The organism is Martelella mediterranea, from assembly GCF_004342225.1.
GTDB classification, from domain to species: Bacteria; Pseudomonadota; Alphaproteobacteria; order Rhizobiales; family Rhizobiaceae; genus Martelella; species Martelella mediterranea_B.
Window position 1 is genome coordinate 91,076 of record NZ_SMAR01000004.1, and the last position, 26,403, is coordinate 117,478.

Annotated in this window: 20 protein-coding genes; 6 read left to right on the forward strand and 14 right to left on the reverse strand. The window is 57.4% G+C overall.

From position 1 onward, the window contains the following. Positions 1-10: 10 nt before the first annotated feature. Positions 11-1,621: a hypothetical protein gene (locus EDC90_RS04260; RefSeq protein ID WP_132308908.1), complete on the reverse strand. Its 1,611-nt coding sequence runs from the start codon at positions 1,619-1,621 to the stop codon at positions 11-13. A 590-nt stretch (positions 1,622-2,211) separates the two neighbouring features. Continuing rightward, positions 2,212-3,234, reverse strand: a complete 1,023-nt coding sequence (locus EDC90_RS04265; RefSeq protein WP_132308910.1) for an alpha/beta hydrolase family protein — start codon at positions 3,232-3,234, stop codon at positions 2,212-2,214. Between the two features lie 132 nt (positions 3,235-3,366). On the opposite strand from EDC90_RS04265, the gene EDC90_RS04270 reads away from it, so the two are divergent. From EDC90_RS04270 to EDC90_RS04295, 6 genes are all read left to right on the forward strand, one after another. After that, positions 3,367-4,362 carry a helix-turn-helix domain-containing protein gene (locus EDC90_RS04270; protein ID WP_132308912.1) on the forward strand — a complete coding sequence of 332 codons (996 nt, stop codon included), beginning with the start codon at positions 3,367-3,369 and terminating at the stop codon, positions 4,360-4,362. 407 nt (positions 4,363-4,769) lie between these two features. Further along, positions 4,770-6,347 carry an ABC transporter substrate-binding protein gene (locus EDC90_RS04275; RefSeq protein ID WP_245510931.1) on the forward strand — a complete coding sequence of 526 codons (1,578 nt, stop codon included), beginning with the start codon at positions 4,770-4,772 and terminating at the stop codon, positions 6,345-6,347. Next, entirely contained in the window at positions 6,340-7,359 is a 1,020-nt protein-coding gene (locus tag EDC90_RS04280) for an ABC transporter permease (RefSeq protein ID WP_245510932.1), read from the forward strand. The genes EDC90_RS04275 and EDC90_RS04280 overlap by 8 nt, the downstream gene beginning before the upstream one ends. Beyond that, entirely contained in the window at positions 7,352-8,218 is an 867-nt protein-coding gene (locus tag EDC90_RS04285; RefSeq protein ID WP_132308914.1) for an ABC transporter permease, read from the forward strand. The genes EDC90_RS04280 and EDC90_RS04285 overlap by 8 nt, the downstream gene beginning before the upstream one ends. Continuing rightward, a complete protein-coding gene (locus tag EDC90_RS04290) occupies positions 8,215-9,012 on the forward strand; it encodes an ATP-binding cassette domain-containing protein (protein WP_132308916.1) in 798 nt (265 codons plus the stop codon). The genes EDC90_RS04285 and EDC90_RS04290 overlap by 4 nt, the downstream gene beginning before the upstream one ends. Continuing rightward, positions 9,005-9,592, forward strand: a complete 588-nt coding sequence (locus EDC90_RS04295) for an ABC transporter ATP-binding protein (protein ID WP_132308918.1) — start codon at positions 9,005-9,007, stop codon at positions 9,590-9,592. Before EDC90_RS04290 ends, EDC90_RS04295 begins: the two co-directional genes overlap by 8 nt. Before the next feature lie 242 nt (positions 9,593-9,834). Here the strand turns inward: EDC90_RS04295 and EDC90_RS04300 are convergent, their stop codons facing one another. The 12 genes from EDC90_RS04300 to EDC90_RS04355 form a co-directional block, all read right to left on the reverse strand. After that, a complete protein-coding gene (locus EDC90_RS04300; protein ID WP_132308920.1) occupies positions 9,835-11,160 on the reverse strand; it encodes an ABC transporter substrate-binding protein in 1,326 nt (441 codons plus the stop codon). A gap of 162 nt (positions 11,161-11,322) precedes the next feature. Beyond that, positions 11,323-12,168 carry a carbohydrate ABC transporter permease gene (locus EDC90_RS04305; protein ID WP_132308922.1) on the reverse strand — a complete coding sequence of 282 codons (846 nt, stop codon included), beginning with the start codon at positions 12,166-12,168 and terminating at the stop codon, positions 11,323-11,325. After that, positions 12,168-13,106: a carbohydrate ABC transporter permease gene (locus EDC90_RS04310; protein WP_132308924.1), complete on the reverse strand. Its 939-nt coding sequence runs from the start codon at positions 13,104-13,106 to the stop codon at positions 12,168-12,170. Before EDC90_RS04310 ends, EDC90_RS04305 begins: the two co-directional genes overlap by 1 nt. Next, positions 13,099-14,226: an ABC transporter ATP-binding protein gene (locus tag EDC90_RS04315; protein WP_132308926.1), complete on the reverse strand. Its 1,128-nt coding sequence runs from the start codon at positions 14,224-14,226 to the stop codon at positions 13,099-13,101. The genes EDC90_RS04310 and EDC90_RS04315 overlap by 8 nt, the downstream gene beginning before the upstream one ends. Positions 14,227-14,456: 230 nt before the next feature. Then, positions 14,457-15,971, reverse strand: coding sequence for an alpha-N-arabinofuranosidase (locus tag EDC90_RS04320; RefSeq protein WP_132308928.1), 1,515 nt, complete (start codon positions 15,969-15,971; stop codon positions 14,457-14,459). Between the two features lie 125 nt (positions 15,972-16,096). Further along, a complete protein-coding gene (locus tag EDC90_RS04325) occupies positions 16,097-17,023 on the reverse strand; it encodes an ArsR/SmtB family transcription factor (RefSeq protein WP_132308930.1) in 927 nt (308 codons plus the stop codon). 124 nt (positions 17,024-17,147) lie between these two features. Further along, on the reverse strand, positions 17,148-18,521 hold the full coding sequence (locus tag EDC90_RS04330) for an alpha-glucosidase/alpha-galactosidase (RefSeq protein ID WP_132308932.1): 1,374 nt from the start codon (positions 18,519-18,521) through the stop codon (positions 17,148-17,150). 22 nt (positions 18,522-18,543) lie between these two features. Beyond that, positions 18,544-20,214 (reverse strand): ABC transporter ATP-binding protein, encoded by a 1,671-nt coding sequence (locus EDC90_RS04335; RefSeq protein ID WP_132308934.1) that lies wholly within the window; start codon positions 20,212-20,214, stop codon positions 18,544-18,546. A 21-nt stretch (positions 20,215-20,235) separates the two neighbouring features. Next, positions 20,236-21,360: an ABC transporter permease gene (locus EDC90_RS04340; protein WP_132308936.1), complete on the reverse strand. Its 1,125-nt coding sequence runs from the start codon at positions 21,358-21,360 to the stop codon at positions 20,236-20,238. Further along, positions 21,357-22,370 carry an ABC transporter permease gene (locus EDC90_RS04345; protein ID WP_132308938.1) on the reverse strand — a complete coding sequence of 338 codons (1,014 nt, stop codon included), beginning with the start codon at positions 22,368-22,370 and terminating at the stop codon, positions 21,357-21,359. The genes EDC90_RS04340 and EDC90_RS04345 overlap by 4 nt, the downstream gene beginning before the upstream one ends. Before the next feature lie 148 nt (positions 22,371-22,518). Further along, positions 22,519-24,615, reverse strand: a complete 2,097-nt coding sequence (locus EDC90_RS04350) for an ABC transporter substrate-binding protein (RefSeq protein WP_132308940.1) — start codon at positions 24,613-24,615, stop codon at positions 22,519-22,521. A 150-nt stretch (positions 24,616-24,765) separates the two neighbouring features. After that, complete coding sequence (locus EDC90_RS04355; protein ID WP_132308942.1) at positions 24,766-26,238, reverse strand: alpha-glucosidase/alpha-galactosidase; 1,473 nt, start codon at positions 26,236-26,238, stop codon at positions 24,766-24,768. Positions 26,239-26,403: the final 165 nt, after the last annotated feature.

Genomic DNA, 26,403 nt, shown 5'->3' on the forward strand with positions numbered 1-26,403 from the left:
CCCCCCCCCTCTAAGTCGCACTTGTCCGGCGATGAGATGGGAGGTGGTCAATGATGGTCTGTTGGACCTCTGCCTCCCAGAAATAGTAAATCCTCAAACACCTTTTTGGATCACGCAGGTTGCCACCGTTTTTGACATGCCAGTCAACTTCGTAGCGCCGCCCCTTCCATTCAGCTACATAGGTATCCCCGCCACATGGTGAATTCAGGATACCGTTCTCAAGTTGAACATCCCTGAGGCTTCCTCCTCCATTGACGCGCCGGTCATGTTGAACGGTTGCCAGCCATGCGATTGTACGCGCTACCAGTGTAACATCTTCGAACTCAGGGGAACGTGCCTTCCTCCGGGCTGCAGGTGTCAACAAGACCTTGTCGGGATAGGTCTGGTCGAGCCAGTCCGTGAATTCTGACCAATCCTGCGGCAAAGGCTGCTCCTCTGTTGAGGTCTCGCCCCCCGCAGCCAGCGCGGTTTGCAACTGCCTAACGCGGGATAACAATGAGCGGTTTTCTTGCTCAGCGGCTTTCGCGCGATCCTCTGCGGCGTCAACCTCTGCGATGTAGCCATCGATCTCTTTGTCTTTTTCGTCGATCTGTTTTTCCAGACTTTCAACCAACTCTTCCGCAGTTTGCAAGAGTTCGTCATCTGGAGCGGCGTGGTTGGAAAGATCTGTCTTGCGGAGTTTTCTGCTCGCTGTACGAACTGCCGCAAAATCAAGAACATCTTTGCCCAGACGTGTTTCCGAGATGCTGACCTCTGCGGCCAATGCCCGCAGACTGCGAACACAGGCGGCCCCTCCACCGGTTTTGAGCAAATCAGCTTCCAGAAACAGGCGATGGCGGAATGGGTCGTCAGCTGCGGAAAAACCCTGCAGATACGCGCGTATCCCACCATTGAACACGGAGCGGTATTTCCCGAAACGCTTAGTCAAAACCCAAGTCAATTCGGCAGGAACCAGTACGGTCCGGGCAAGGCCCGCTGCAGCTTTGGCTAATACTGCAGTGTTGATATGGGGGGTGCCGCCAGCCTCTGGCATGGCAACGACAAAAATCGGAAGTCGGCGCTCGCAGTCTTCCAGATGGTCGCATAGGTCTTCAGCGTCGTTTTCCGTCTGGATCGTCACAGGCTCTGAGGAGAGGCTCCGTGGGCCACGGATCAGGCCCGGTGCTTCGATCATCTGCAAAACCGGCCCTGGCACGTGGGGGTCAATGGTGAAATCCGGCTCGGTCGTGCTGGCAATTAAGCGAAGGCTAACATGTGGGCGGCTCCCAACCTCGCCGCCAATAACGATTTCGGTGGACCAGATGCGCCCAGCCACGTTCTTATCTGGGTCTTCCGCCCTTAGCGCCCAGAGATCGAGCGCGTCATTCTCTATCCGCACCGCCGTGCTGCTGCGCCCACCCACCGGCAAGTCAAAATCCTGCAAATCCCACGCTGCCTCGGGAAGCTCCCGCCCGGCGCGCTTCTGTGTCCATTTCAGCGCTTCTTTTCGCGCAGCCTCGGCAGAGGCCGCATAGTCCTCCCCCTCAAGTTGCGCCGAGACCCGGAGGATTTCGATGTCCCGCACCGCGGGGGGCATCCGTTTGGATAGTGGAAGGAGTGCTTCAGAAAGTGCAATATTCAATGCTAAAACCCCAGATGTCGACTTAATTGGTAATTTAGAGGCTACTCTCGCCGTCTCTGGTATTCAACTCTTGAATGAAGTTCATTAAACAGCTGTTCTATCTGAAATCCAGCAATTGGACGAAACCGACTGCGCTCCTCTTAAACCTGAACGTCCGTTTCGCTAATTGGTGAGATCAAACCTGCCTGTCGCCTTCCGTCCCCAAAACCGTCATCTGGAAACGATATCGCGATGTTCCGACTCAGAGCCTTTGAGGCAGGCAGGGTTTGATGGCTGACTGAGTGATAGGCTCCTTGCTGAAGAGTATTCTAAGGTAAGGGATGATGTCTGAAATCATCAATAATTACAACGGGAACTATTTCCCTCACTATCTCTATAAGTTATTGAATTGTCGAGGTTATAGAGCGCCTCTTCTGGGCACCAATTTCATGTTTCGGAACGTCCGTGGATGTTCAGAAACGCCGCAAAAAGCCCGGTTCGCCGGGCTTTTTTGTTTTCTGGTGTAGGTATCGGCCAGCCTGCATTATTGATCACTCGAAGCCATAATCGTCATGGTGTTATCTATGCTGAGTACGGCCCGGCGTTACAGATCATAGCCCGATAAACCGGGCAATGGCATCGACGATGGCGGCGTGGACGGCGGCGCGGTCTGTGCCTTCCGGATCGGTGCAGACCGGATCGTCCTGTTCCTCTGCAAGAAACGCAGCACCTTCCGGCTTGCATAGCGCCAGAAAGGTGAAATGGCTGGCCGGTGCGAATGTCTCATGCGCTGCATCCGGCAGGCGGGCAAGAAAATTGCTGCCGCTCTCGCTCAAATCCGTCGCGGGAAGCAGGTGTTCTTTGCCGAGGCTGATCACCAGAACCGGAAGCGACATGGTTTCGATACTCGCCTCAGTTGCTGCGTAGGTAAAACCGGGATCGATTGCGATTACAGCGCCAACACGTTCATCGCGCAGGTCACCGCCGAAACCCTCCGGCAGACGGTCGAAATCAAGATTGCCCTTCGACATGAAGATGCAGTCGGTATAACCCGGATTTTCCCGGCAATAATCGGCAAAGGCATCGCCGGAAACCCGCATGCCGCCAAGATTTAGCGCCGTTGCGCCGCCGAGCGAAAAGCCACTCGCCGTAATCGCCGACTGGTCGACATGCGGACCTAGAACCGGATCGGCCAGGAGATAATCGAGTGCTGCCGAAAGATCGCCCGCCCGCCGGTCCAGAAAGGCTGACGCACGCGGAGAGGAATCGCCCGTCGTGCTGCCGGGATGATTGACCGCCAGCACCATGGCGCCCTTTTCGGCAAGTCCCGCCATCAGCCAGGCGCTGTTGTCCATATTGCCACCGGACCCGTGGGAAAACAGAAACAGCGGAAATTGACCATCGGCAATGCGCGCGCCCATCAGACCGGATGTGCCCTGAAAAACCGCATTGCCGCCGACAATGCCGCGGTAGCTTCTGATTTTCGCGGGATACCAGAGCGTGGCGGCCAGCGGCACGGTGCGGGCGCTGCTTTCAACCGTGAGCCGCTCGTAACCCGGCAACAGGTTTTCAGCGGCTGCGGCCGAGCCGGCCAGCATGAGTGAAGTGACGAGTGAGAGAATAAGCCGTTTCATGGATAAACCTTTTGAATGGTTGAAGACGGCTTTTTCTGGCGTTTTCGGCAGACGGCGGCGTCCTTTTTCCGGTTTGAGGTCGCCCGCAACCGGTTTTTGCACTATCGCAAGGCCGGTCAAGGAGTGAAAAATATGCTGGTTCTTCCGGTTCCGCTGGTCACCGCGCTGGTCTTGGGGTTCATGGTGTTGCGCATGCTTGCAGGCGAAAGGCGACCGTTTGAGACCGCCGTTTTTCTGTCGGCCTGCGCGCTTCAGGGGCTGCTCGTCGCGCTGGTGCTGTATTATGGCCTGACCTGGCTGCGTCCGGTGCAGCCGGTCACAGCCACGCTTGTGCCGGCTCTGGCCTGGCTTGCCTTCCGCTCGTCCTTTATCGCACCGCTCAACCTGAAACGGGATTTCATCCATCTGGCCGCCCCCGCCTTCACCCTGTTTTGCGTGATTTTCGCCCCGGTGACGGTCGATGCGGTCATTCCACTGATATTTCTCGGTTATGGCTTGTGGATCCTGCTAGCGCTCAAGGCCCGCGGCGATGCCCTGCCACTGGCCCGGCTGGAGGCCGGACGTCAGCCGCAATGGCTTTGGGCGGGGATTGCAACAAGCCTTCTCCTCTCGGCTGTCAGCGATACGCTGATTGCCTATGTCATCGCCGCGGGGGCACCATCGCTCAAACCGCTGATCGTCAGCATCTTCACCTCGGTAGCGCTTCTGGCGGCCGGCCTTTTGAGCCTGTCGCCGAACGCCTTCGGCGAGGGCGATCCGAAGGAGGTCGCCCGCCCCGAACCGCCCGAGGCAAGCGAAGCCGATACCGCCATCGTCGCGCGGCTTGATGCGCTGATGCGCGCTGAAACGCCTTATCTCGATCCGGATCTCACGCTTTCACGGCTTGCCCGCAGGCTCAAGCTGCCGGCCAAGACGCTGTCGAGCGCGATCAACCGCGCCACCGGCGAAAACGTCTCCCGTCATATCAACCGCTTCCGCATCGATCACGCCTGCGCGCGCCTGAAAGCCGGCGACAACGTCACCGCCGCCATGCTCTCAAGCGGCTTCAACACCAAATCGAACTTCAACCGCGAATTCATCCGCGTGACCGGTAAAAGCCCGACCGCCTGGCTGGACGGGCAGGCCTGATGGCTTAGTTGGGAAAGACCTCATTCGACGGCAGGCGACATTGGAGCTGTATGCCTGATCCGGACCGGCAGAGTAATCGAATAAAGATCGCTCAAGCAAACCGAGAGCTGCATCGAACGCGGCGGTCTCGGTGCTGGACGTGATCGAAACCTTCGCCAGTATCTCTCTCATATGAGCGTGGCATTGATTGCCCTTTTCCATGTGGCGGCTCCAGACAAGCATGCGTGTGGGAGCGGCCTTCGCCGGTTAATGTCAGCCGAGGTCCAAAATGGTTGCAAACCGTCAGGTCTGACAGTTGGCATAAGTGCGGATGTCGCGATAGGTCTCGCAAGTATGATGTTTTTGTTTTGACGTCATACTTTTGAGTGTTAGCTTACTTACGAGATGTCTTTTGAAGGGGAACAATTGTGATCGGTAAAACCACGGCACGGCTTGCGGCGACAACGGTATTGGTGATGGCGGCATTCTCCGCCAGTGGGCCTGCATTCGCCAAATCGGAACTGATCCTCGCCATCGGGGGAGAGCCGGACACCGGCTATGATCCACTGCTTGGCTGGGGGCGCTATGGTCATCCGTTGTTCCAGTCCACCCTCCTGAAACGTGATGCCGGTCTCAATACCGTTCCGGACCTCGCCACCGAATGGATGCTTTCCGATGACAGGCTGGTATGGACCATCAAGCTGCGCTCTGACGTTGTGTTTTCCGACGGGACGCCACTGACGGCGGAAGATGTTGCCTTCACCTTTAATGAGGCTGCGTCATCGGGTGGCGCACTTGATCTGACAGTGATGGAAAAGGCCGAGGCGGTCGACGCGACGACTGTTGAAATCTATCTCAAGCGCCCCTGGGTTACATTTTCGGAAAATTTCTATTCGCTCGGTATCGTGCCGTCGCAGGAATATGGCCCTGGTTATGCACGTCAGCCGGTTGGTTCCGGCCCCTTCCGGCTGGTTTCATGGACCGAGGGCGAACAGCTGATTGTCGAGGCCAATAGCAAGTATTACGGCAAGAAACCGGCATTCGACCGGCTGACCTTCGTTTTCTCCGGCGAGGATACCAGTCTGGCGGCCGCGCGGACCGGCGATGTTGACATGGTTTCCGTCCCGGCCCTGATGGCGGATGAAAGCATTAAAGGCTTTGACAAGATCGTTGTGCCGTCTGTCGACAACCGTGGTCTGTCTTTTCCGATCCCCGAACCGGGTGAAGTGAATGCCGAGGGGCAGCCCGTTGGCAATGCAGTCACCTCCGATCTCGCTATCCGTCGCGCGATCAATCTGGGCGTGGATCGTGCGCAGCTCGTCGATGTTGCGCTGAACGGCTACGGTCGCCCGGCCTATGGCCCGGCTGATGGGCTGCCCTGGTCGAACCCCGATGCGGCCGTTGCTTATGATCCCGATGCCGCGCGCGCCATGCTGGATGAGGCGGGATGGGTGCCCGGTGCGGACGGCATTCGGGTCCGGGATGGCGTGCGTGCTACATTCGATATCTACTTCCCGGCCTCGGACTCCGTGCGGCAGGCGCTTTCCGTCGTCGTCAGCGAGCAATTGAAGGCGCTCGGCATCGCTGCACAGCCAAAGGGCGTGACATGGGAGCAGATCGGCCGGATCGACCATCAGCAGCCAGTCATGTTTGGTTGGGGCAGCCACAGTCCGATTGAAGTTTATAGCCTCTACAATTCCGCTTGGGGAGGAATTGACTTCTATAACCCCGGCTATTTTTCCGACAGTACCGTTGATGGCCATCTTGCAGATGCCCAGCATGCCGAAAGTCTGGAGCAATCATATCCGCACTGGCAGGCCGCCGAGTGGGATGGCGAGACAGGGTTTTCCGCACGTGGCCTTGCCGGGTGGGCCTGGCTTGTGAACCTCGACCATGTCTATTTCGTCAATGACTGCCTGGACGTTGGCGAGACCCAGATCGAACCGCACGGTCATGGATGGCCGATCACGGCAATGATCGAGCAGTGGACCTGGACGTGTGACTGAGATTTCCGTGTATTCCGCCGCGATCATGCTGACGAAACGACTGGGACGGCTCGCTGCCGTCCTGGTTCTGGTCGCGGCGGTCGCTTTCACCCTTGCCAAGCTTTCCCCAATCGATCCGGTCAACGCCTATCTGGGGGTCGATATTGCACGGGTGGGGCCGGAGCAGAGGGCACTGATTGCCGAGCGTTGGGGGCTGGACCAGCCGCCGCTGACGCAATTCCTACACTGGGCAGGCAACCTTCTTCAGGGTGATCTCGGTTACTCGATGATCTATAACGCTCCCGTCTCCAAGGTCATCGCCAGCCGGTTCTGGGTATCCCTGCCGCTTGTCGGTCTGGCGTGGCTCTTTTCCGGCCTGCTTGGCTTTGCGCTGGGGGTGATTGCCGGTGCCTGTTCAGGCTCTGTAGTCGATCGCGTGATCAGGCTTTCCGCCTATGTTCTTGCATCCGCCCCTACGTTCTGGATCGCGATATTGTTGCTGATCATCTTTGCCGTCCAGCTGGGCTGGGCGCCGGTCTGCTGTGCCGGTCCACTTGGTGTGGTGCCGGATGCTGTCACTTTTGGCGACCGGCTGCGCCATCTCGCCTTGCCACTGTCCGCGCTGACGCTTTTCGGTGTCTCTCAGGTCGCGCTGCACACCCGCGCCAAGATCATCGAAATTCTAGAAGGCGATGCCGCGCTTTATGCCCGTGCGCAAGGTGCCGGCAAATGGGATGTGGCGCTCAGGCATGGCGCCCGCAACGCGGCACTGCCCGCCGTGACAATTCTTTTTGCCTCGCTCGGGGAGCTTTTTGGCGGGTCGATACTGGCGGAGCAGGTTTTTGCCTATCCGGGGCTTGGACAGGCTGCTGTTTCCGCAGGCATCAAGGGCGATGTGCCGTTGCTCCTCGCCGTCACTCTTTTTCTGACGCTGTTCGTATCGGTCGGTAACATGATTGCCGATATGCTTTATCGGCTTGTGGACCCGCGGCTGCGCGATGACGCTCTTTCGGCTGGAGGGCAATATGGCTGAACTGGAACAGCGCCAGAGCTTTGAGCCTCTGGTCTTGCCGAGGATGGGCAACAGGGTCTGGACCCTGACTGCAGCCCTTATCGGCTTCATGCTGATACTGCTGATACCGATATTGGCCGTGCTTACGGGGCCGGCAGGTGTGGCGACGGATTTTGCCGCAAGGCTTTCCCCACCGGACTGGGCACACTTGTTTGGAACCGACCAGATGGGACATGACCTTCTGGCGCGTACCATCAAGGGGCTTCGCACAAGTCTCTGGGTGGGGCTGCTTGCTTCATGCTGTTCCGTTGTTATCGCCACTGCTCTTGCGCTGGTTGCAACAGCCGGCGGTCGGTTTGCGGATGCCATCGTGTCGCTTCTGGTTGACGCGACCATCGGGCTTCCGCACCTTGTGCTGCTGATCCTGATCTGCTTTGCGCTGGGTGGCGGGCCTGTTGCCGTCACGGTTGCCGTAGCGCTCACGCACTGGCCGCGTCTGACACGCATATTGCGTGCTGAAGTCCTGCAGGTAAGGCAGGCCGATTATGTTGTCTCCGCGCGCCATTTCGGCAAATCGTGGGGCGTGATCACAATCGGGCACATTCTGCCTCAGATCCTGCCGCAAATGCTGGTCGGGCTTGTTTTGATGTTCCCGCATGCCATTTTGCATGAGGCCAGTCTGACATTTCTCGGGTTCGGCCTCGACCCGACCCGGCCGGCCATCGGTGTAATGCTCTCAGACTCGATGCGTTATCTGACAGCAGGAAAGTGGTGGCTTGGCCTGTTTCCGGGGCTGTGCCTGCTTCTGCTCGTGCTCAGTTTTGATGCTGTCGGCAATGGGGTACGTCTCATTCTCGATCCCAGGACGGCGCAGACATGACCCTGCTTTCTTTCAATAATGTTGACCTGTCATTCCGTCGCTATTGTGGGCTGCTGAAGGTTCGTGAGATGCCGGTTCTCAGCCGTATCGGCTTTGCGGTGAAACGCGGTGAGGTGGTCGCCCTTATCGGCGCGTCCGGTGGCGGAAAGAGCCTGATTGCCCATGCATTGTTCGGCATATTGCCACCCAATGCTCAAATCAGAGGCGATATCCATTTTGACGGGCTGCGTGTCGATGAAAGCACTCGTCCGGCTTTGCTCGGGCGGCGCATGGCTCTGGTTCCTCAGTCGATCAGTCATCTTGATCCTATGGCGCGCTGCTTTCAGCAATTGCGCTGGGCGGCTCGCCGGGCCGGGCTTAAGGCAGATGATGCCGCGCTTATGGCGGTGTTGGCACAGTTCGGACTGGATGCGGATGCGGCGCGCGCCTTTCCTCACCATCTTTCCGGTGGTATGGCGCGGCGTATGTTGATGGCCATCGCGACGGTTGGCGACCCGGACCTGATTGTCGCCGATGAGCCGACCAGCGGCCTCGATGATGACAACGCTGCGCGTATTCTTTCAAAGCTAAAAAGCCTGGCTGCAAATGGTAAGGGCGTGCTTTTGATCACACATTCTCTGGCGACCGCACTTGCCTATGCCGACAGCGTTTGCCTTGTCCGAAATGGCACGGTCGCGGGTGAGGAGCGCGCAGAAGCCTTCGAAGATTGCGGAGAGCGCCTACGTTCCGATTATGCGCGTGCCCTCTGGCAGGCGCTGCCACACAACGGATTTCGGGTGAACGGCGATGCTTGAAGCGAAGAATATCTGTTTTCGCTATCGTAACAGGTCACCGGTCATCGACGGGATCGATCTTGCCATTCGTCCTGGCGAAATCGTTGGGATGACGGGCCGGTCCGGGGTCGGGAAATCGACATTCGCCCGTATTCTTGCTGGCCATTACCGACCGGCTTCAGGGCAGGTCCTCGTCGATGGCGCGGCCCATCCGCAGGGCTTTAACCCGGTCCAGTATCTTCATCAGTCTCCGGTTTTCGCCGTCAATCCGCGCTGGACAGTTGGAAAGATCATCGCCGAGGCCTGGCAGCCCGATGCGCCGCTCAGAGAGGCGTTCGGCGTCTCGAACACATGGTTTGATCGTTATCCACACGAGATATCGGGTGGGGAGTTGCAGCGCGTTGCTCTTTTAAGGGCATTCGCGCCGCGAACCCGCTATCTGATTGCTGACGAGATTTCCGCGCAGCTGGATCCCCTGACACAGGCGCAGATATGGTCCGTACTGCTTGAGCAGGCCGAAAGTCGTCAGCTGGGTGTCCTCGTTATCAGTCATGACATGCCGCTTCTTGAGCGGATCGCACACCGCATTATCACCATATGATGGTTGCCGACGTTCCAAGGCGTTGACCTCCTGATAATCCGGTACGCATCCTCTGGGCACCAATCCGAAAGCTCGCAGATTATATGTGAACGCCTTTTCATGAATGTTTTCAAGTCTGTGTGGATATGGAACGGCTTTTCTGGCCCTGCGCTGAATGCGCTTACGCGTTGGGTTTTGTCCGGGTAAAACAAAGGCGCAGACCGTGAGATCTGCGCCTTTGCTTGTTCGTGTATGATCGGAAATCAGAGATACCGTAACAGATCGTTGACTCGGTCCTGCATATCGGCCAGCGCATCGTCGATGCTTTTCTGGCCGGTCATGGCTGCGTTCATTTCCTGGCCAATAATATCCTGGATGGCGAACTGGCGCTGAACTTCACCGGGCACCGGCGTCCCGATTTCGGCAACTTCCAGAACCGTTTCGCGATGCGGCAGGGCCCGGAATTCTTCAGAGTCCAGCACCGCCTGAACCGACGGCAGGTGGCCGGTGCGGGCCCAGTCATAGTCGTTGTCGTAGATGAACTTCAGGAACTTGCCGATGGCCGCTTCTTCTTCATCCGAGCGATCCATGCGCGAGACGGCCAGGCTGTGGCCGTCGGCATACTGGCTGCGGGTGCCGGAATAGAGCTGCGGATAGGGAACCACGGTGTAGCCGCCGGCATTGAGCGCCGTGCCGTCTTTTTCCGATTCGGCATTGTAATCGCCGATGACCCAGGTGCCACCCTCATGGACGCCGGCATCGCCCGCCAGGAAGGCGTTCAGCGAAGCGCCGTAGTCGAGGTCCTTGGTAACATAGCCTTCGTCGTAAAGCGTCTTGTAGAGTTCAAGCACGGCCTTGGCTTCCGGCGTTTCGATGGAAATTGCCGTCGGATCGGCGAAGAAGTCGGCATCCTGCTGCTGCAGATAGGTGTAGAAATCGCGGGTATAAAGCGCGGTCTCATTGGCGAGCGGCATGGTGAAATAGGGCTTGCCGGTGGCTTCCTGGAACTGTTCGGCCTGGGCCAGGAGTTCCTCGGCGGAGGTCGGCAGAACCGGCGTGCCGTCCTCGTTGACAAGGCCGGCCTCGTCGAAGAGCGCGAGGTTGATGTGCCAGAGCTGGCTCCAGTTGTCTATCGGCAGACCATAGATCTCGCCGTCACGGGTCACACCGGTCAGGCTTGCCTTGGTGAAGCTTTCCGGCGAGATGCCCTGCTGCTCCAGCAGCTCATTGAGCGGCATCAGCAGGTTCTTGGACACATAATCGCCGAGAACCGACTGGTGGATCGTCACGACATCCGGCGGATCGCCGGCGGCAAACTGGGCCGTCAGCTGGTCGTAACCGGGCCATTCAACAGTGGTGACGTTGACCGTGATATCCGGGTTTTCTTCTTCGAACTTGTTGACCAGCGAGGTGATGATGCCGCATTCGCCAACGGCTGCGGAAACATCGGTATTGTCTCCCCAGTCGGCATCGCAGGCGCCGAAGAAGCGCTGGAAGTCGATGGTGGTGTCGGCCAGTGCCGGGCTTGCCACCGAAAGTGCGGCAACGGAGAATGCGCCGAGCAGCGCCTTTTTCAAACGGTATGTCATATCTACTCCTCCACAAAACGAGCCGTCATCGGCCGTTTGTTTTTCGCCTCAAAGGGCGATCCCAGATTCGGTTCCGTCTCCCGCGGCGGCGTTTGCCGCCATGCGGGCATTCTTTCCGGTTTTTTCATTCGATAAACACGGGCACAGCGCGCCCGCGCGACATCACTTCTCCGCCGAGCCGGAAACGGCGGTGACGATGTATTTCTGGAAAAACAGGTAGACGATCAGGATCGGCGCACTGGCGAACACCGCCTGAGCCATCAGGAAGCCGAGTCCCTCGGTCTGTGCGAAATTCATCTGCGAGGAGGCGATCCCGACCGTCAGCGTGTACATTTCCTTGCGGGTTGCGGTGATCAACGGCCAGAAATAGTCGTTCCAGGCAATCAGGAAGGTGAAAATGCCGAGCGTCGCCTGCGCCGGCAACGTCAGAGGCAACAGCACCTTCCAGAAAATCTTGAAACGGCTGGCATTATCCAGAAGTGCCGCCTCGTCGTATTCCTTCGGGATGGCGCGGAAAAACTGCGTCATCAGGAACACACCGAAGGGCGCGGACAGACCCGGCAGGATCAGCGCATAATAGGTGTTGTGCAGGCCGATGCCGGCAAAGATCTGGTGCCGGGCGATCAGCACGGCCTGTTCGGGGATCGCAAGGCCCAGAAGCACGATGATGAAGATCGTGTTGCGGAAGGGGAAATTAAGCCGCGCGAAACCGTAGCCGGCAAGCGAGGTCAGCACCAGAATGCCGAAGGTGATCGAACCCGAGACGATGACGCTGTTCAACACCCAGCGGAATACCGAGGAATTGCCGAAGATGTTGAGATAGTTCGCAATCGTATAGGGGCCGTGAAAGACCGAGTTCATGTTGGCCATGAGCTCTGAATTGTCTTTCAGCGACAGGCCGATGACCCACAGGACGGGCGCCACCATGATCAGCGCCAGAACGATCACCGAACCGAGGATCAGCCGGTCGCCGAGCGTGTTTTTCTTGGAAAGACCGAAGGAGCTCATCAGTTGTCTCCCTTCTTGCGCGAGACCATGAACTGGGCCATGGCGGCGATCAGGATCATCACGAACAACACTTCGGAAGCTGCGGCACCCAGGCCGATATCCCAGCGGGTAAAGGCCATCTGATAGATATAGAGCACCATCGGCAGGGATTCATTGTTGGGGCCGCCATTGGTCATCAACCGGGCCTGGCCAAAGAGCTGGAACTGCATCACGATCTGGATGATGACCACCAGAATGACAGTGCGCTTGATGGAAGGCAGGGTGATATAGCGCAAGGTTCGCCATCGCCCGGCATTGTCGAGAGCGGCCGCTTCATAGATCTCTTTCGGGATCTGTTGAAGCGCCGAGAGATAGAGCATCATCGGCAGGCCGATACACCACCACACCGTCGCAATCGCAATGCCGATCATCACCAGGTCCGGATCGGAGAGGAATGCGGGCGGCGTTGCATCGAACCAGCCGTAAATCGTGGCGAGCAGGCCGAACTGGCCGATGAAGACGATGCGCCAGATCAACGTGACGATGGTCACCGAAAGCACCGACGAGGAGAAATAGAGCGTGCGCAGCGCAGCGGCGGTCTTCGTCTGCCGGTTCAGCGCGAGCGCCAGGAAAAGCCCGACCAGCGCCAGCGGCGGAACGCTCAAGAACACGAAATAGAAGGTGTTCCAGACGGCCTTGAGAAAGACGCCGTCATTGAGCAGGCGGACATAATTGCCGATGCCGATAAAACGGCCCATGGAAAAGGCGTCGGCCCGGTGCAGGCTGAGCCAGATGTTCCAGATCATCGGGAACACCAGCAGGGTGATGAAGAACACCATATAGGGCGCGATGAACAGCGCATTGCCCCAGCGCGGGGCATTGATGTTGGCGGTGGCCGTCTTCACCCCCTTCTTGTCGTGACGGGCAAGTGCGGCGCGGGTCGACTGGGCGTCAGACATTGTGCGCCTCCTGCCCTTCCGCTGCCGCCTCTGCGCTTGCGTGATAGGCCTTGCCGTTGGAATCGAACAGATGGCAGGCCGAACCGTCGAAAGCGAGATGCACGGTGTCGCCGATTTTAGCGCGGCTGAGACCGATATCCTCGGCGACAACGACGCTGTCATCGCCAAGCCGGGTGTAAAGCAGGGTGCGGTCGCCAAGCCGCTCAAGCACGTCGACCGTGCCCTCGGTGGTGCCGCTGGCCGCATCGGATACGCATTTGACCGCTTCGGCGCGAATGCCGAGCTTCATCGTCTTTTCCGGCAGGTCCGCCGTCTTGACGCCGGTCTTCAGCTTTGCGCCGTCGGGGAAACGCGCAAGGGCAAAGCCGCCGTCATCGGTGATTTCGGCCGGCAGAAAATTCATCGTCGGCGAACCGACAAAACGGGCGACGAATTCGCTCACCGGCCGGCTGTAAATCTCCATCGGTTCGCCGATCTGCTCGATCTTGCGGTTGTTGAGCACCACGATCCGGTCGGCCAGCGTCATCGCCTCGATCTGGTCGTGGGTGACGAAGATCATGGTCGAAGCGACGCGGTTGCGAAGCTGGGCCAGTTCGACGCGGGTTCTCACCCTCAAAGCCGCATCGAGGTTCGACAGTGGCTCGTCGAACAGAAAGGCTTCCGGTTCCTTGACGATGGCGCGGCCGATGGCGACGCGCTGGCGCTGGCCGCCGGACAGCTGGTTGGGCTTGCGCTCCAGCAGGTGGCTGATCTCCAGCATGCGCGCGGCTTCCTTGATCCGCGCATCGATGACCGATTGTTCGACGGAGATGTTCTTCAGCCCGAAAGCCATGTTTTCCGCCACGCTCATATGCGGATAAATGGCGTAGTTTTGAAACACCATGGCAAGGCCGCGTTTGCCGGGCGGCAGATTGTCGATGCGCTTGCCGTTGATGGCGATCTCGCCCTCGTCAACCGCTTCAAGCCCTGCGATCATGCGCAAAAGCGTTGATTTTCCGCAGCCCGAGGGACCGAGAAAAACCATGAATTCATTGGCCGCAATCGACAACGATATGTTGTCGAGAACGGTGAGGCTGCCGTAACGCTTGGTGATATTCTTGATTTCGATCTGAGCAGTCATTCTGCCGTTCTCCCCGGCCGCAAATCCCGGCCCTTCCGACGACTTTTCCTAAGCTCCCGCGTTCTCAGGCACGTTTTCCGCATGCCTGAAAACACATTGCCGGATCCACGCGGAAACGGGAGGCTGTGCCACCCATTGTTTCCTCCCGATGCATGTCCGAGCGTTAAAAGACCCTAAGACAAATCGCCCATTTGTCAACATGATTTCCGGTTTGAACCAGAAACCATGGTTTAGTTCAGCTTGATACGCACGAAGCGATAGCTGAGCGGTGCGATGCTTGCTGTGAGGCCCTTCCCGCCGAGTGCGGCGTCGGCTGCATCTTCAGGCTTTACTGCGTCTGGCGCGGATGCCGTGTTGGTGATGTCGACGTCCGAATGAGCAATCACCTTGTCGTCCAGGATCGTGTCGGCATCGAAACCTTCCAGTGCGAGATCGATCTCGGCCGCCTCGCTTTGGTGGCGGTTGACGAGGAAGAAGGAGATCGTTCCATCCTCTGCGTTATGAACGGCTGAGGCGTCGACATAGGGCACTTCGCCGATGTCTTCGGTGGTGTAGCCGGGGCAGTCGAGCGCAAGCTTCAGTGCCGTGCCGCGTCCATAGCGGGATGCGAAGTAGTAGGGATAGAAGATCGTTTGCCGCCAGGCTGCGCCACCGGGCTCCGTCATGATCGGGGCAATGACATTCACGAGCTGCGCCAGGCAACCGATCTTGACCACATCGGCGCGGTTGATGAAGGTGTTCAGGATGCAGCCGACCTGCAGCACGTCCTCGAAATTATAATCATCCTCGAGCAACGGCGGCGCAAACGGCCAGCCTTCCTTGCCGGCAAGCGTTGCCTCGTCGCGCTTTTTCGAATGATACCAGACGTTCCATTCATCGAACGAGATATAAACGTCCTTCTTCGAGCGCTTCTTCGATTTCACATAGGCGATCACGCCGGCAACCGTGTCGATGTAATTGGCAAGTACCTTCGACTTGGCGAGATAGCCGGCCGTGTCCTTTTCGTGATTCTCGAAATACATGTGCAAGGAGATGTAATCGACGGCATCGTAGGTATGGTCGAGAACCGTCGCTTCCCATTCGGGATAGGTCTGCATGAAGGAGGACGACGAACCGCAGACGACCAGTTCGAGATCCTTGTCGAACTGGCGCATGGCCTTGGCGGTCTCATAGGCCAGGCGGCCATATTCTTCCGCCGTCTTGTGGCCGGTCTGCCAGGGGCCGTCCATCTCGTTGCCAAGGCACCAGAGCTTGACATTCCAGGGCTCCTCGCGGCCGTTTTCGCGGCGCAGGTCCGACCAGGCGCTGCCGCCGGGATGGTTGACATATTCGAGGAAGTTGCGGGCCTCGTTGATGCCGCGGGTGCCGAGATTGATGGCCAGCATCATTTCCGTGCCGACATCGTCGCACCATTTGGAAAACTCGTGAATGCCGACCTGATTGCTTTCGGATGTGTGCCAGGCGAGGTCAAGACGAACGGGGCGTTCTTCCTTCGGGCCGATGCCGTCTTCCCAGTTATAGGCAGACACGAAATTGCCGCCGGGATAGCGCACGACCGGCACATCGAGCTCGCGCACGAGCGCCTTGACGTCATCACGCATGCCATTCTCGTCGGCCGTCGGATGATCGGGTTCATAGATGCCGGTGTAAACGGCGCGGCCCATATGCTCGATGAACGAGCCGTAGAGCCTCGGATCGATTTCGGAAATCGTGTAGTCTTTGTGGACGGTAATCCCGGCGCGCATTGTGTCTCCTCCAAATCCCAAAATTTTGGTTTAAACCAATTTTCATGATCAATAGAAACCCGATTGCGCTTTCCGTCAAGCGCCTTTTAAGCGCCACCCGGAAATTTTTCCGCAGCCGGACGTGCCTACTTGGTTGTAATGCGCAGAACGATGTCCTGGTCGTAATTGCCGAAACCCCGGCCAAAAATATTGACGCCGCCAGGGTGGCGGGCATCCGCGCGCACGCTGATCGAGAGGCGGATCGAGTGGTGCTGATCCAGTTTCAGGTCTTTCAAAGCAATATCGGAAATGCGCATTCCATCAACATAAGCGCCGTTTTCCGTGACACGAAAGCGTTTCAGCATTCCGTATTGTGATCCTTTGAGTTTCCACCAATCTGGTGTGAGAACGCCGCGGCGATCTCCGAAATCACCGGGCGATGTCCACTGGCCGATGTCGATACCGTTGATGCCAATGGTGATATCCGATGGCCAGTTGGGGTTGGTCCCCGGCACTTCCGAAGACAATTCCAGTGAAAACTCGATCTCCGTTATAGTGCGATTGTCGAGCCGGGCATTGTTGGGGAACTGATAATCAACTGAGCCGCGCGTGAACCAGATCAGACCGGCGCGCATGCGCTGCGGATCAAGGAAGGCATCGGGCACATCCAGAAGGCCGATAATGCCTTCGGTCGTGCACAGCCCGCACGGCGCGCTGACATCGAAACTTGTGTAGAGGCCGACCGGCATTGCCACTTCAATGGCGTCATCGCGGCGCTCTTCCGCTGCATCGCCGAAGGAAATAACGACTTCATCATAAATGCTGGAGCAAACTTTCTGGTTGCCTTTACGGGCGCGCTGGCTCTCGGTTCTGATGAGGCCAGCTTCTTCCAGAAGCTGAACGCTCAAGGAAACAGTCGATTGCGGTAACTTCAGAAGCTCACCAATTTCCTTGACGTTCAGCGGGCCCTTGCGGCGTAAAAGCTTAAGCACAGAAATGCGTGCGGGCGCGGCAAGGCCTTTGATGATATGCGGATCCTTTTCCGGATCGACGACGAGAAAGTTGCGCGCCATGTCAAGGTTTACTCAGTTCCAGCGTGTAATAAAACGTTCATATCAGGATTTTTGGCACGGTCAAACCGGCTCCGGGTGGGTCGGGCGCCATAAAGGCTGTTTACGCCGCCCGGTCCCGCAGTTATCAGGCTGATTTTACCTGCTGCGTCAGACGGGCCCAGTCCGGCAGAAAATCGTCATGAGCAACCAGCAGATCATCAACCATTGACCAGATCTGGTCGAGATCGAGCTCTGCGGCCGTATGCGGGTCCATCATCGCGGCATGATACAGGTGCTCCCGGTTTTCATGAACGAGCGCTGCCACTGTCAACTCCTGCACGTTGATATTGGTGCGGATGAGCGCCGTCAGCTGCGGCGGCAGGTCGCCGATATAGGTGGGCTGAATGCCGGAGGCATCGACGAGGCACGGCACTTCCGCCGCGCAGTTATCCGGCAGCGAGGTGATGCAGCCATTGTTGCGGATATTGCCGTAGATGACGGAGGGCTCGCCGGTCCACACCGAATTCATGATCGACGAGGCGTATTCCTTGCTCTGCTCTACCTTGATTTCATCGGCCTTCCTGTATTCTGCCGCCTGATCCTTCCATTTGGCAATCTGCTCGACACAACGCACGGGGTATTCGTCCAGCGGAATGCCGAATTTCTCGATCAGATCCTCGCGGCCTTCCTTGATGAAATAGGGCGTGTATTCGGCAAAATGCTCCGAGCTTTCGGTGACGAAATAGCCAAGCCGCGTCAGCATTTCGTAACGCACCTTGTTGGGGCAGCGCGGGTTCCAGCTTGACGGTTTCGGGAACCGGCCTTCGCGGTAACCGCGCACCAGATCGGGGTAGAGATCGCGGTAGCTGCCGTCTTTCTGGCGATGCTCGAATTTCAGGAAGAACGCCATATGGTTGATGCCGGCCGAACGGTAGCGGATTTCCTCATAGGGAATGTCAAGGTCGCGCGCCAGTTCACCGGCGGTGCCCTGCACCGAATGGCAGAGGCCGACCTGCTTGATCTGAGGATATTTTTCCGCAATTGCCCAGGTGTTGATCGCCATCGGGTTTACATATTGCAGCAGAATGGCGTCGGGGCAGACCTGCATCATGTCCTCGCAGATCGACCAGAGATGCGGCACGGTACGCAATCCGCGCATGATTCCACCAACGCCGAGCGTATCGGCAATGGTTTGACGCAGCCCGTATTTCTTAGGGATTTCAAAGTCTGTAACGGTCGCGGGCTTATAGCCGCCGATCTGGAAGGCCACGACGACAAAATCCGCACCATCCAGGGCCTCGCGCTGGTTCAGATGTGTCGTGATCTTAGATTTCGAGCCAAGTGTTCTGGCAAGCTTTCCTGCGACGATTTCACTTTCGGCCAGCCGCTCGGGATTGATGTCCATCAGTGCGATTGAGGCATCCTTCAGCGCCGGGCGTTGCAGCGCATCACCGATGATATTTTTCATGAAAACCGTCGAACCGGCGCCGATAAATGTGATCTTGGGTTGTCTCGTCATGCTGGTACTTTCTTGTCTTAAACTAAGCGGCAACTTCGAAGGCAGCTTTAACAAGCCGTTTCGTGTAGTCGGTTTGGGGATTATCCAGCACAGCCTGAACCGGTCCCTGTTCCACGATCCTGCCGTGCTGCATGACGCAGACGCGGTGGCAGAGCGCGCGGACGACCTTCAGATCGTGCGAGATGAAGAGGTAGCTCAGGCCGCGCTCGGTCTGGAGCCTGCGTAGCAGCTCGATAATCTGTGCCTGCACAGAAAGATCGAGCGCCGAGGTCGGTTCATCCAGCAGAATGAACTCCGGCTCCAGCGCGATGGCGCGTGCAATGGCAATACGCTGACGCTGACCACCTGAAAACTCATGCGGAAAACGATGCGTAATGGAGCCGGGCAGCCCGGAACTGACGAGTGCATCACGCACCCGCTCATCGCGGTCCTTTCCGGTTTTTCCGATGTCGTTGACGATCAAACCTTCCTCGATGATTTGCCCCACGGTCATGCGTGGGTTCAGCGAGGAAAACGGATCCTGAAAGACAACCTGCATACGCGAGCGCAACGGACGCAGCTGTTCGCGTGTCAGGCTTTCGATATTGCGTTCGTCGAAAAGAACCCTGCCGTCATCGGCGTGGATCAGGCGCATCAGCGCCTGCCCGAAGGTGGTTTTGCCCGAGCCGCTCTCGCCGACAAGCCCGAGCGTTTCCTGTTTTCTGAGCGTGATCGAAAGATTGTCAACCGCAACCAGCTCGCTGAAATGGGCCTTGAAGAAGCCGCCTGAGCGGAGCGTGAAGGCCACCCGCACATCCTGACCTTCAAGGATCGGTCTTGAGCCCTCCGGCATCGGATTGGCTTCACCTGTTGGTTCGGAGCTTAAAAGCTTGCGGGTATAAGGATGGGACGGGTTTTCGAAGAGTGCCTCCGTGGTGTTGTGTTCACGGACAACACCTTCGCTCATCACATAAACATAATCGGAGAAGTGGCGCACCACGGTCAGATCATGCGTGATCAGGATCACTGCCATGCCGAGATCACGCTGAAGCTCGCGGATCAGTCCGAGAATTTGCGCCTGAACCGTGACGTCCAGTGCCGTCGTCGGTTCATCGGCAATCAGAACATCCGGCTTGTTGGCAAGTGCCATGGCAATCATTACGCGCTGGCGCTGGCCACCGGAGAGCTGGTGCGGATACTGTTTCAGCCGTGCTTCAGGCTCCGGGATCTGCACCTGCCGCAAGAGCGCGATGGTCTCTTCTTCCGCCTTCTTTCGGCTCATCCGCCGGTGGGTCTGGATCGCTTCGATGATCTGTGAGCCGATTGTATAGATCGGGTTCAGCGAACTCATTGGCTCCTGAAAGATCATCGAAATCCGCGATCCGCGCATGTCCCGACGCTGGCGTTCAGAGAATTTGAGAACGTCCTCTCCGTTATAATTTATCGTGGAACCCTTGCCGACGCTTGCCCGCTTTGGAAGCAGGCCCATCACCGTTCGAGCTGTCACGGATTTACCCGAGCCGGATTCACCGACAATGGCAATTGTCTCTCCGCTGTAAAGCTGAAACGAGACATCGCGGACAGCATTGACGGTGCCATCTTCCACCTTGATGTCGACGGCAACATTGCGGGCATCAATCAGCGGTGCACCTTCTTTTTCGGCCCTGTCGCGGCGCTCAGGTGGTGCTGTGTCGTATCTGAGATCATCAGTCATCTTGTAGAAAGCCTCCTGAACTCAATAAGGGTCGATGGCATCGCGCAGACCGTCGCCGAAAGCGTTGAACGCAAACACGGTCAGAAGCACAAAGGCCACGGGGGAAAGCAGCCACGGATAGGCGCCGATTACCGAATAATTGGAAGTATCGCGCAGCATCAGCCCCCAAGAAATCAACGGTGGCTTCACCGCAAAGCCGAGAAAACCGAGAAAGGCTTCCAACAGAACCACGGTCGGGATCGCCAGCGTGACAGCAACGATGACGTGGCTCATCACATTCGGCAGGATGTGGCGGAAGATGATTCGTTTGTCGGTTGCGCCAACGGCGATGGCCGCACGCACATAATCCATTCGAACCAGGCCCATGGTCTTGCCACGCACCTCGCGCGACATCTGCGCCCAGCCAAGGGCGGACATGACGGCGATGACGAAGCCGAGAAAAACTTTCGTCGGTGCCGTGACCGGGATCAACGAGGCGAGCGCCAGATAAAAAGGCAATTGCGGGAAGGCGAGCACCAACTCCACCACACGCTGGATCCAGGCGTCAACAGGTCCACCGAAATAGCCGGATGTCATCCCCACCGAGGTGCCGACAACGGTCACAACCGAAACAACCGTCAGCGCGATCAGAAGCGAAATTCGCGAACCATAAAGAATACGCGACAGCACATCCCGGCCGAGCTTGTCAGTTCCCAGAAAGTGGATCACCGAGCCGTCCGTAGCGCCGATAAAGTGTCGATCCGCAGGGATGAAGCCAAAGAGTTTATAGGGGGCGCCTTTGACGAAAAGGCCAAGAATTTGCGGGTTTTCATAGTCCGGACCGACGAGCGGCTGGAATGTGACCGGGTCAAGCTCTCCCGTATCGCCTAACGGATAAGAGCGCGGCGGGAAAACAAAGTCACCGTCCTGATTGAACACGGTGATTGTCTGCGGAGGTTGATAGGCCTGGCCGGTCGCACGTGGATCAGCTGGCGAGAGAAAATCGGCAAACACGGCGATGAAAAGTAGAAACACCACCAGAACAAGGCCCATCATGCCTGAGAAGGAACGCTTGAGGCGGCGCCAGACCAGCGCCAGATAGGTTTCGTTCTTGCTGGCTTCCGGTTCTTTTACAACGTCAACGGTTTCAAGAATATTGTCGGTCATGCCGCAGCCCTCCCTGTCTGTCGCACGCGTGGATCAAGGGCTGCCAGAAGAAGATCAGCGATGATGTTGCCGATCAGCAGCATGGCAGAAAGCAACAGCATGAAGGTGGCAGTCACATAGACATCGCCGACCTCCATTGAGCCGACAATCGCCGGGCCAACGGTTGGCAGTGCAAAGATGATCGCCACCTCGATTTCGCCCGTCAACATGTATGGCAGGACAACTCCCTGATACATCACCAGCGGGTGCAGCGCATTGGGCACTGCATGGCGCATGATGACCTTGCGTTCTGAAAGGCCTTTGGCGCGCGCAGTTTCGACATATTGCATGTTGAGCGTATCAAGCAAATTGCCGCGCATGACCCGCATATTATAGGCCAGCCCACCAAAGGTGGCGATGGCGACCACCGGCCAGATATGTTGCACAAGATTGACGAACTTGCCCCAAGACCATGGCGCACCGCCATATTGCGGCGAGTAGAAACTGCCCACCTCCGAGACATCGAAATGAAACACAAGAACATAAACGATAATCAGCGCCATCAGAAAACGTGGCACAGTCATGCCCAGAAATGCGACGCCGGATAAGGCGGTGTCGATCCAGCTATATTGTCTGGTCGCCGCGACAATACCGAAACCGATACCGAATATGGATGCCAGAATGTGGCAAACGAGCGCCAGCGCCAGAGTGCGCGGCAGCCGTTCAGCGACGACATCGGAAACGGGCTTGTTGTAGTAAAGGCTCTGGCCGAAATCGCCATGCAGAACAATGCCCTTGATCCAGTTGACATATTGCAGTGGCAGCGGGTCATCGAGCCCATTGGCTTCACGATAGGCCTGCGCCTGCGCGTCAGCCTGTTCGAATGATGCTCCGCCCTGGTTGATCGCCTGCGAGCGGATATAATCGCTGTAGTCTCCGGGCGGGGCCTGGATGATCGTAAAGGTTACGATGCTGAGCACGAAAAGCAGCATGATCCCTGACGAAATCCGGGCAAAAAGAAATCTGACCATAGTCTCCTTGCGTCCCTTCTGAAGCGTTTTGCCGGTTTTGCCGGAAACACTTTTGTGGCGGAGCCGGTTTGCCGGGAGAGCAGGCTCCGGCTCCGCGCGGTTGGCAGCGGCCGGCAGATGCGGTCGCCACGACGCTTTCGTTTCAGGTTCAGCCCTTCACTGGACCATCTGCACCGGGCTTGCCCGGCAGGGTTTCGGGAAACAGCTGATAACCGCCCTGTTCATCCTTCGGCACAAACATGCGCTCGCGGATAATGGCGTCTTCGGCCCAGTTGAACATGAAGATCGGCGCCCCGGCGGCAACATTATCGAGGCGCTTGTTGACGATCAGCGCACCGGGAAATTCCGTCAGCCCGATCGTGTCGACGTTTTTTGTCGCGACCTCCTGATACTGTTTCATCAGCTCGGCGCGTTCAGCATCGTCACTGGTTGCAATGAAGTGGCTGACGATCTCGACGAGCTGTTCTTCATAAGGCATCAGATCGAGCGTGCCGTCCGGGCCAGCGCGATGGTGGTGGCTGGTTCTCGGGCCAACCGGGGCCAGAGACGTTGTACCCTGAACGACAGAGGCAAGCGCAGGGGAGTTACGCAGGATCATCCAGTCGAAATCACCGCCATAACGCATCGATTCATACTGGTTGTTGTCGATCGAGTTCTGGACCACGCGCAAACCAACCTGCTGCAGCTGGCCGATGACACCTTCGGCAAGGTTAACGTCGGTGTTGTAGGAAGAGCTGAGCAGCAGGATGATGTTGAGATCTTCGCCATTCAGCGTGCCTTCCGGCCAGTTCACAAAGCCATTGCCGTCGGTGTCTTCGAGACCGAGAGAGGCGAGGATCTCTTTCGCACCTTCCGGATCGTAGGGGTAATAATAGGTCGATTCCCGGTCATAAAAGCTGGTACCGGAATTCAGGCCGCCTGGATAAATGGCGGTAAAAGGACCGCGCACCAACGAATCTCCAAGGCTCTGACGGTCAATGGCCATGGTAATGGCTTTGCGGAATTCCGGGTTCCTGTTGAGTTCTCGCACGGCCTGAGCCCGTGCATCCGGCTCACCCCAGCCATTGCCAGACAGGTTCATCCGCATGTTGTAGCCGATAAGGCGCGGACCGAAGGCAAGGCGGGCAGGGGCGGTTTCTTCTGCCGCGCGGCGCAGCGCCACGACAAAGTTTTCCGGCTGTTCAAGATTGGAAAGGTCGGCAGAGCCGGCAATCGTCTGAATATCACGGTCGGCCCAGGTCGAGAGTTTATAGTGAAGCTCGTCGATATAGGGTAGCTGATGGCCTTCTTCGTCGACCTTCCAGTAATAAGGGTTGCGGCGTAAAACGATAATATCGTCTGAACGGTATTCGACCGGCGCCCAGGCGCCCATGACCGGCCAGTTCAGCATTTCCGGGGGGAAGCCGTTGCGATATTCGTCATAGGTCGTATCGGCATATGACGGATGCTTCGTCTTCATGATATGAGCCGGGCCGGGGCAGAAATTTCCGTAAGCCATGTTGAATAGATACTGACGCGGGAATTCTTCCTCGAATGTCCACTCGACCGTGTAATCATCCAGTGCTTTCAGCGTCGTGTTCGAGCCGAAGGTTTCACGGCTGGCGCCATTGAGCGGCGTCACATTGGGATCGACGATGTTGTCTTCCCACATAAACAGCACATCCTCGGAGGTGAAGGGCACACCATCGGACCATTTCGCGCCTTCGATCAGGTGCATCGTCAGCGTGTGGCCGTCTTCAGACCATTCCCAGCTTTTGGCAAGGTTTGGCAATGGCTCCATGTCCGAGGCCTCAACCTGATAAAGCGGGGCTGTGCGTGTCAGGCATTCAAACATGCCGATGTCGATACCGCCCCAGCCGGTGCTTTGGCCTGCCTGATAATTCCAGCCCTCCGGCCGTCCGCCGATCACGTGACGCAGCGTGCCACCATAAACACCGATGCCGTCAGGCATGTTCCCGGTTTTAAACACCAGTGGCTCTTCTGGAAGACGTTCTTCCACCGGTGGCAATGCCCCTGTTTCGACGAAGTTTTTCGTTATCCATTCGGGTTCCGAATAGGATGAAAGTGCTTTGAATGACGCGATGGAATCCCGCGGCACATAGGTGATCTTGGACTGGGCCGGGAAATCTGGCTGTTCGGGTACCACGGTCGCTTCCGACGCCCATGCGCCAGAAGCAAATACAAATGTTGAAATGCCTGCCGCCAGAATTTTATTCAGATGGCCAGTGGTCGGGTGATGTTGCATCTTGGATTCCTCCCTCTTGAAACTCATGAAAGGGCACGTTGCCCTTTGAGCAATCTCGCTTCGGCCATCTGGCTCCTACCCACAGTTGGCCGAAACAGGTTTAAGGCGCGAAACCGGCACGTCTGCCGGTCTCGCATTGCAGCAAAAAGTCTAGGCGTTGGCTGCAGCGCGTTCGGCCTCTTTCTCCTCACGCATTTCGTCAATGGAGCGAACCTTACGGCGGGCTGCCCCTTCCCAGTCGTGGGTTTTGACGGTGGCGTTTGCAAGCCGCGCTCTGGCATCATCGACGGCATGGGCATATTGCGGTAGCCATTCGGTCTGAGCAACAACCATTTCATCCACCATCTGCCAGACTTCCTCCGGCGTGCAGACCGCGCCAACAAGCGGATCATGCAGCATGGCGAGTTTCAAAAGATCGATATCGCCGGTCACCGCAGCGTGAACCGACATGCGCTGAACATTAATAGAAGACATGCATGTTGCAGCGCAGGCCTCTGGCAGGGTTATCCCGGCCACCATGTTGAGGCCGAAGCGATCGACAAAGCCGGGGGATTCGATGATCGCATCATCCGGCAGGTTGGTGATTACGCCGTTGTTTTTCTGATTGAAGTGACCGCGGTAGACCCGGCCGGTTTCAAGGCCTTCAAGAATGTAGCTGGCATGTTCGCTGGAGCGTTTGGCCGGATCAATCGGCTTAGCCGCATCTTTCAGGAATTCATCATACTCGGTTTCAAACCAGTTGCGGTTTTCAGCCGTGTGGCGCAGATAACCGCCGGTTTCACCGTGGATCCATTCTGACATATCGATCCAGCGATTGATCTCGTCTGGACGTTTGCGATACCAGGGCAGGTATTCGGACAGATGGCCATTGCTTTCGGTTGAATAGACACCGAAACGCTTCAGCACATCGATGCGCACTTTTTCCTGCTGTGAATAGACCGGATGCGCCTCAAAGGCTGCGATCAGCTCATCCTTGCCGATCTTGCGGCCGTTAACGCGCAGATCGGTGAACCATGTCTGATGGTTGATGCCCGAGCACACATAGTCCAGTTCACCGGGCCTGGCCCCCAGAACCTCGGTAATCTGCTCGGCACCGTGCTGAACGCCGTGGCAAAGGCCGATCGTATCAACTTTTCCATAATCAATCGCCGCCCATGTGTTCATAACCATCGGGTTGGCATAGTTCAGGAATTTGGCGCCCGGTTCGGCGACTTCACGGATGTCTTTGCAGAAGTCCAGAATCACCGGAATATTGCGCTGACCATACATGATGCCACCGGCACATATCGTATCGCCAACACACTGATCGACACCATATTTCAGCGGAATGCGGATATCATCGGCATAGGCTTCCAGGCCACCGACACGCACGCATGAGATCACATAGCGCGCACCTTCAATGGCCTTACGGCGGTCGGTGGTTGCCGTGATCTTTGTCGGCAGCTTGTTGGCCTCGACGATGCGTTCCAGAATGGTTTTGACCATCGTCAGGTTCTTCTCGCTGATATCGGTCAGCGCAACCTCAATATTGGCAAACTCCGGAACGCACAGGATATCCTTGAAGAGCGTCTTGGTGAAACCGACGCTGCCGGCGCCGATAATGGCTATTTTGAAAGCGCTCATATCCGCCTCCTTGTTTTGGGAACTTTCAATTGGGTAAAATTAAATGCAGAAATGAGCGCATTGTGTTTCGCATAAGGCCTGAACCGTTCTGCGCATGCCGCCCTTGGCTGCTTGTATTTCCTACTCCTGATGCGCATTATGCCAGTGGCTGAAGATGGCAAAAGA

What these genes read in the sequence shown, in the direction of transcription:
- EDC90_RS04265 (WP_132308910.1), bottom strand. Translation starts at nt 3,234, where the DNA reads ATGAAACGGCTTATTCTCTCACTCGTCACTTCACTCATGCTGGCCGGC.
- EDC90_RS04270 (WP_132308912.1), top strand. Translation starts at nt 3,367, where the DNA reads ATGCTGGTTCTTCCGGTTCCGCTGGTCACCGCGCTGGTCTTGGGGTTC.
- EDC90_RS04285 (WP_132308914.1), top strand. Translation starts at nt 7,352, where the DNA reads ATGGCTGAACTGGAACAGCGCCAGAGCTTTGAGCCTCTGGTCTTGCCG.
- EDC90_RS04290 (WP_132308916.1), top strand. Translation starts at nt 8,215, where the DNA reads ATGACCCTGCTTTCTTTCAATAATGTTGACCTGTCATTCCGTCGCTAT.
- EDC90_RS04295 (WP_132308918.1), top strand. Translation starts at nt 9,005, where the DNA reads ATGCTTGAAGCGAAGAATATCTGTTTTCGCTATCGTAACAGGTCACCG.
- EDC90_RS04300 (WP_132308920.1), bottom strand. Translation starts at nt 11,160, where the DNA reads ATGACATACCGTTTGAAAAAGGCGCTGCTCGGCGCATTCTCCGTTGCC.
- EDC90_RS04305 (WP_132308922.1), bottom strand. Translation starts at nt 12,168, where the DNA reads ATGAGCTCCTTCGGTCTTTCCAAGAAAAACACGCTCGGCGACCGGCTG.
- EDC90_RS04310 (WP_132308924.1), bottom strand. Translation starts at nt 13,106, where the DNA reads ATGTCTGACGCCCAGTCGACCCGCGCCGCACTTGCCCGTCACGACAAG.
- EDC90_RS04315 (WP_132308926.1), bottom strand. Translation starts at nt 14,226, where the DNA reads ATGACTGCTCAGATCGAAATCAAGAATATCACCAAGCGTTACGGCAGC.
- EDC90_RS04320 (WP_132308928.1), bottom strand. Translation starts at nt 15,971, where the DNA reads ATGCGCGCCGGGATTACCGTCCACAAAGACTACACGATTTCCGAAATC.
- EDC90_RS04325 (WP_132308930.1), bottom strand. Translation starts at nt 17,023, where the DNA reads ATGGCGCGCAACTTTCTCGTCGTCGATCCGGAAAAGGATCCGCATATC.
- EDC90_RS04330 (WP_132308932.1), bottom strand. Translation starts at nt 18,521, where the DNA reads ATGACGAGACAACCCAAGATCACATTTATCGGCGCCGGTTCGACGGTT.
- EDC90_RS04335 (WP_132308934.1), bottom strand. Translation starts at nt 20,214, where the DNA reads ATGACTGATGATCTCAGATACGACACAGCACCACCTGAGCGCCGCGAC.
- EDC90_RS04340 (WP_132308936.1), bottom strand. Translation starts at nt 21,360, where the DNA reads ATGACCGACAATATTCTTGAAACCGTTGACGTTGTAAAAGAACCGGAA.
- EDC90_RS04345 (WP_132308938.1), bottom strand. Translation starts at nt 22,370, where the DNA reads ATGGTCAGATTTCTTTTTGCCCGGATTTCGTCAGGGATCATGCTGCTT.
- EDC90_RS04350 (WP_132308940.1), bottom strand. Translation starts at nt 24,615, where the DNA reads ATGCAACATCACCCGACCACTGGCCATCTGAATAAAATTCTGGCGGCA.
- EDC90_RS04355 (WP_132308942.1), bottom strand. Translation starts at nt 26,238, where the DNA reads ATGAGCGCTTTCAAAATAGCCATTATCGGCGCCGGCAGCGTCGGTTTC.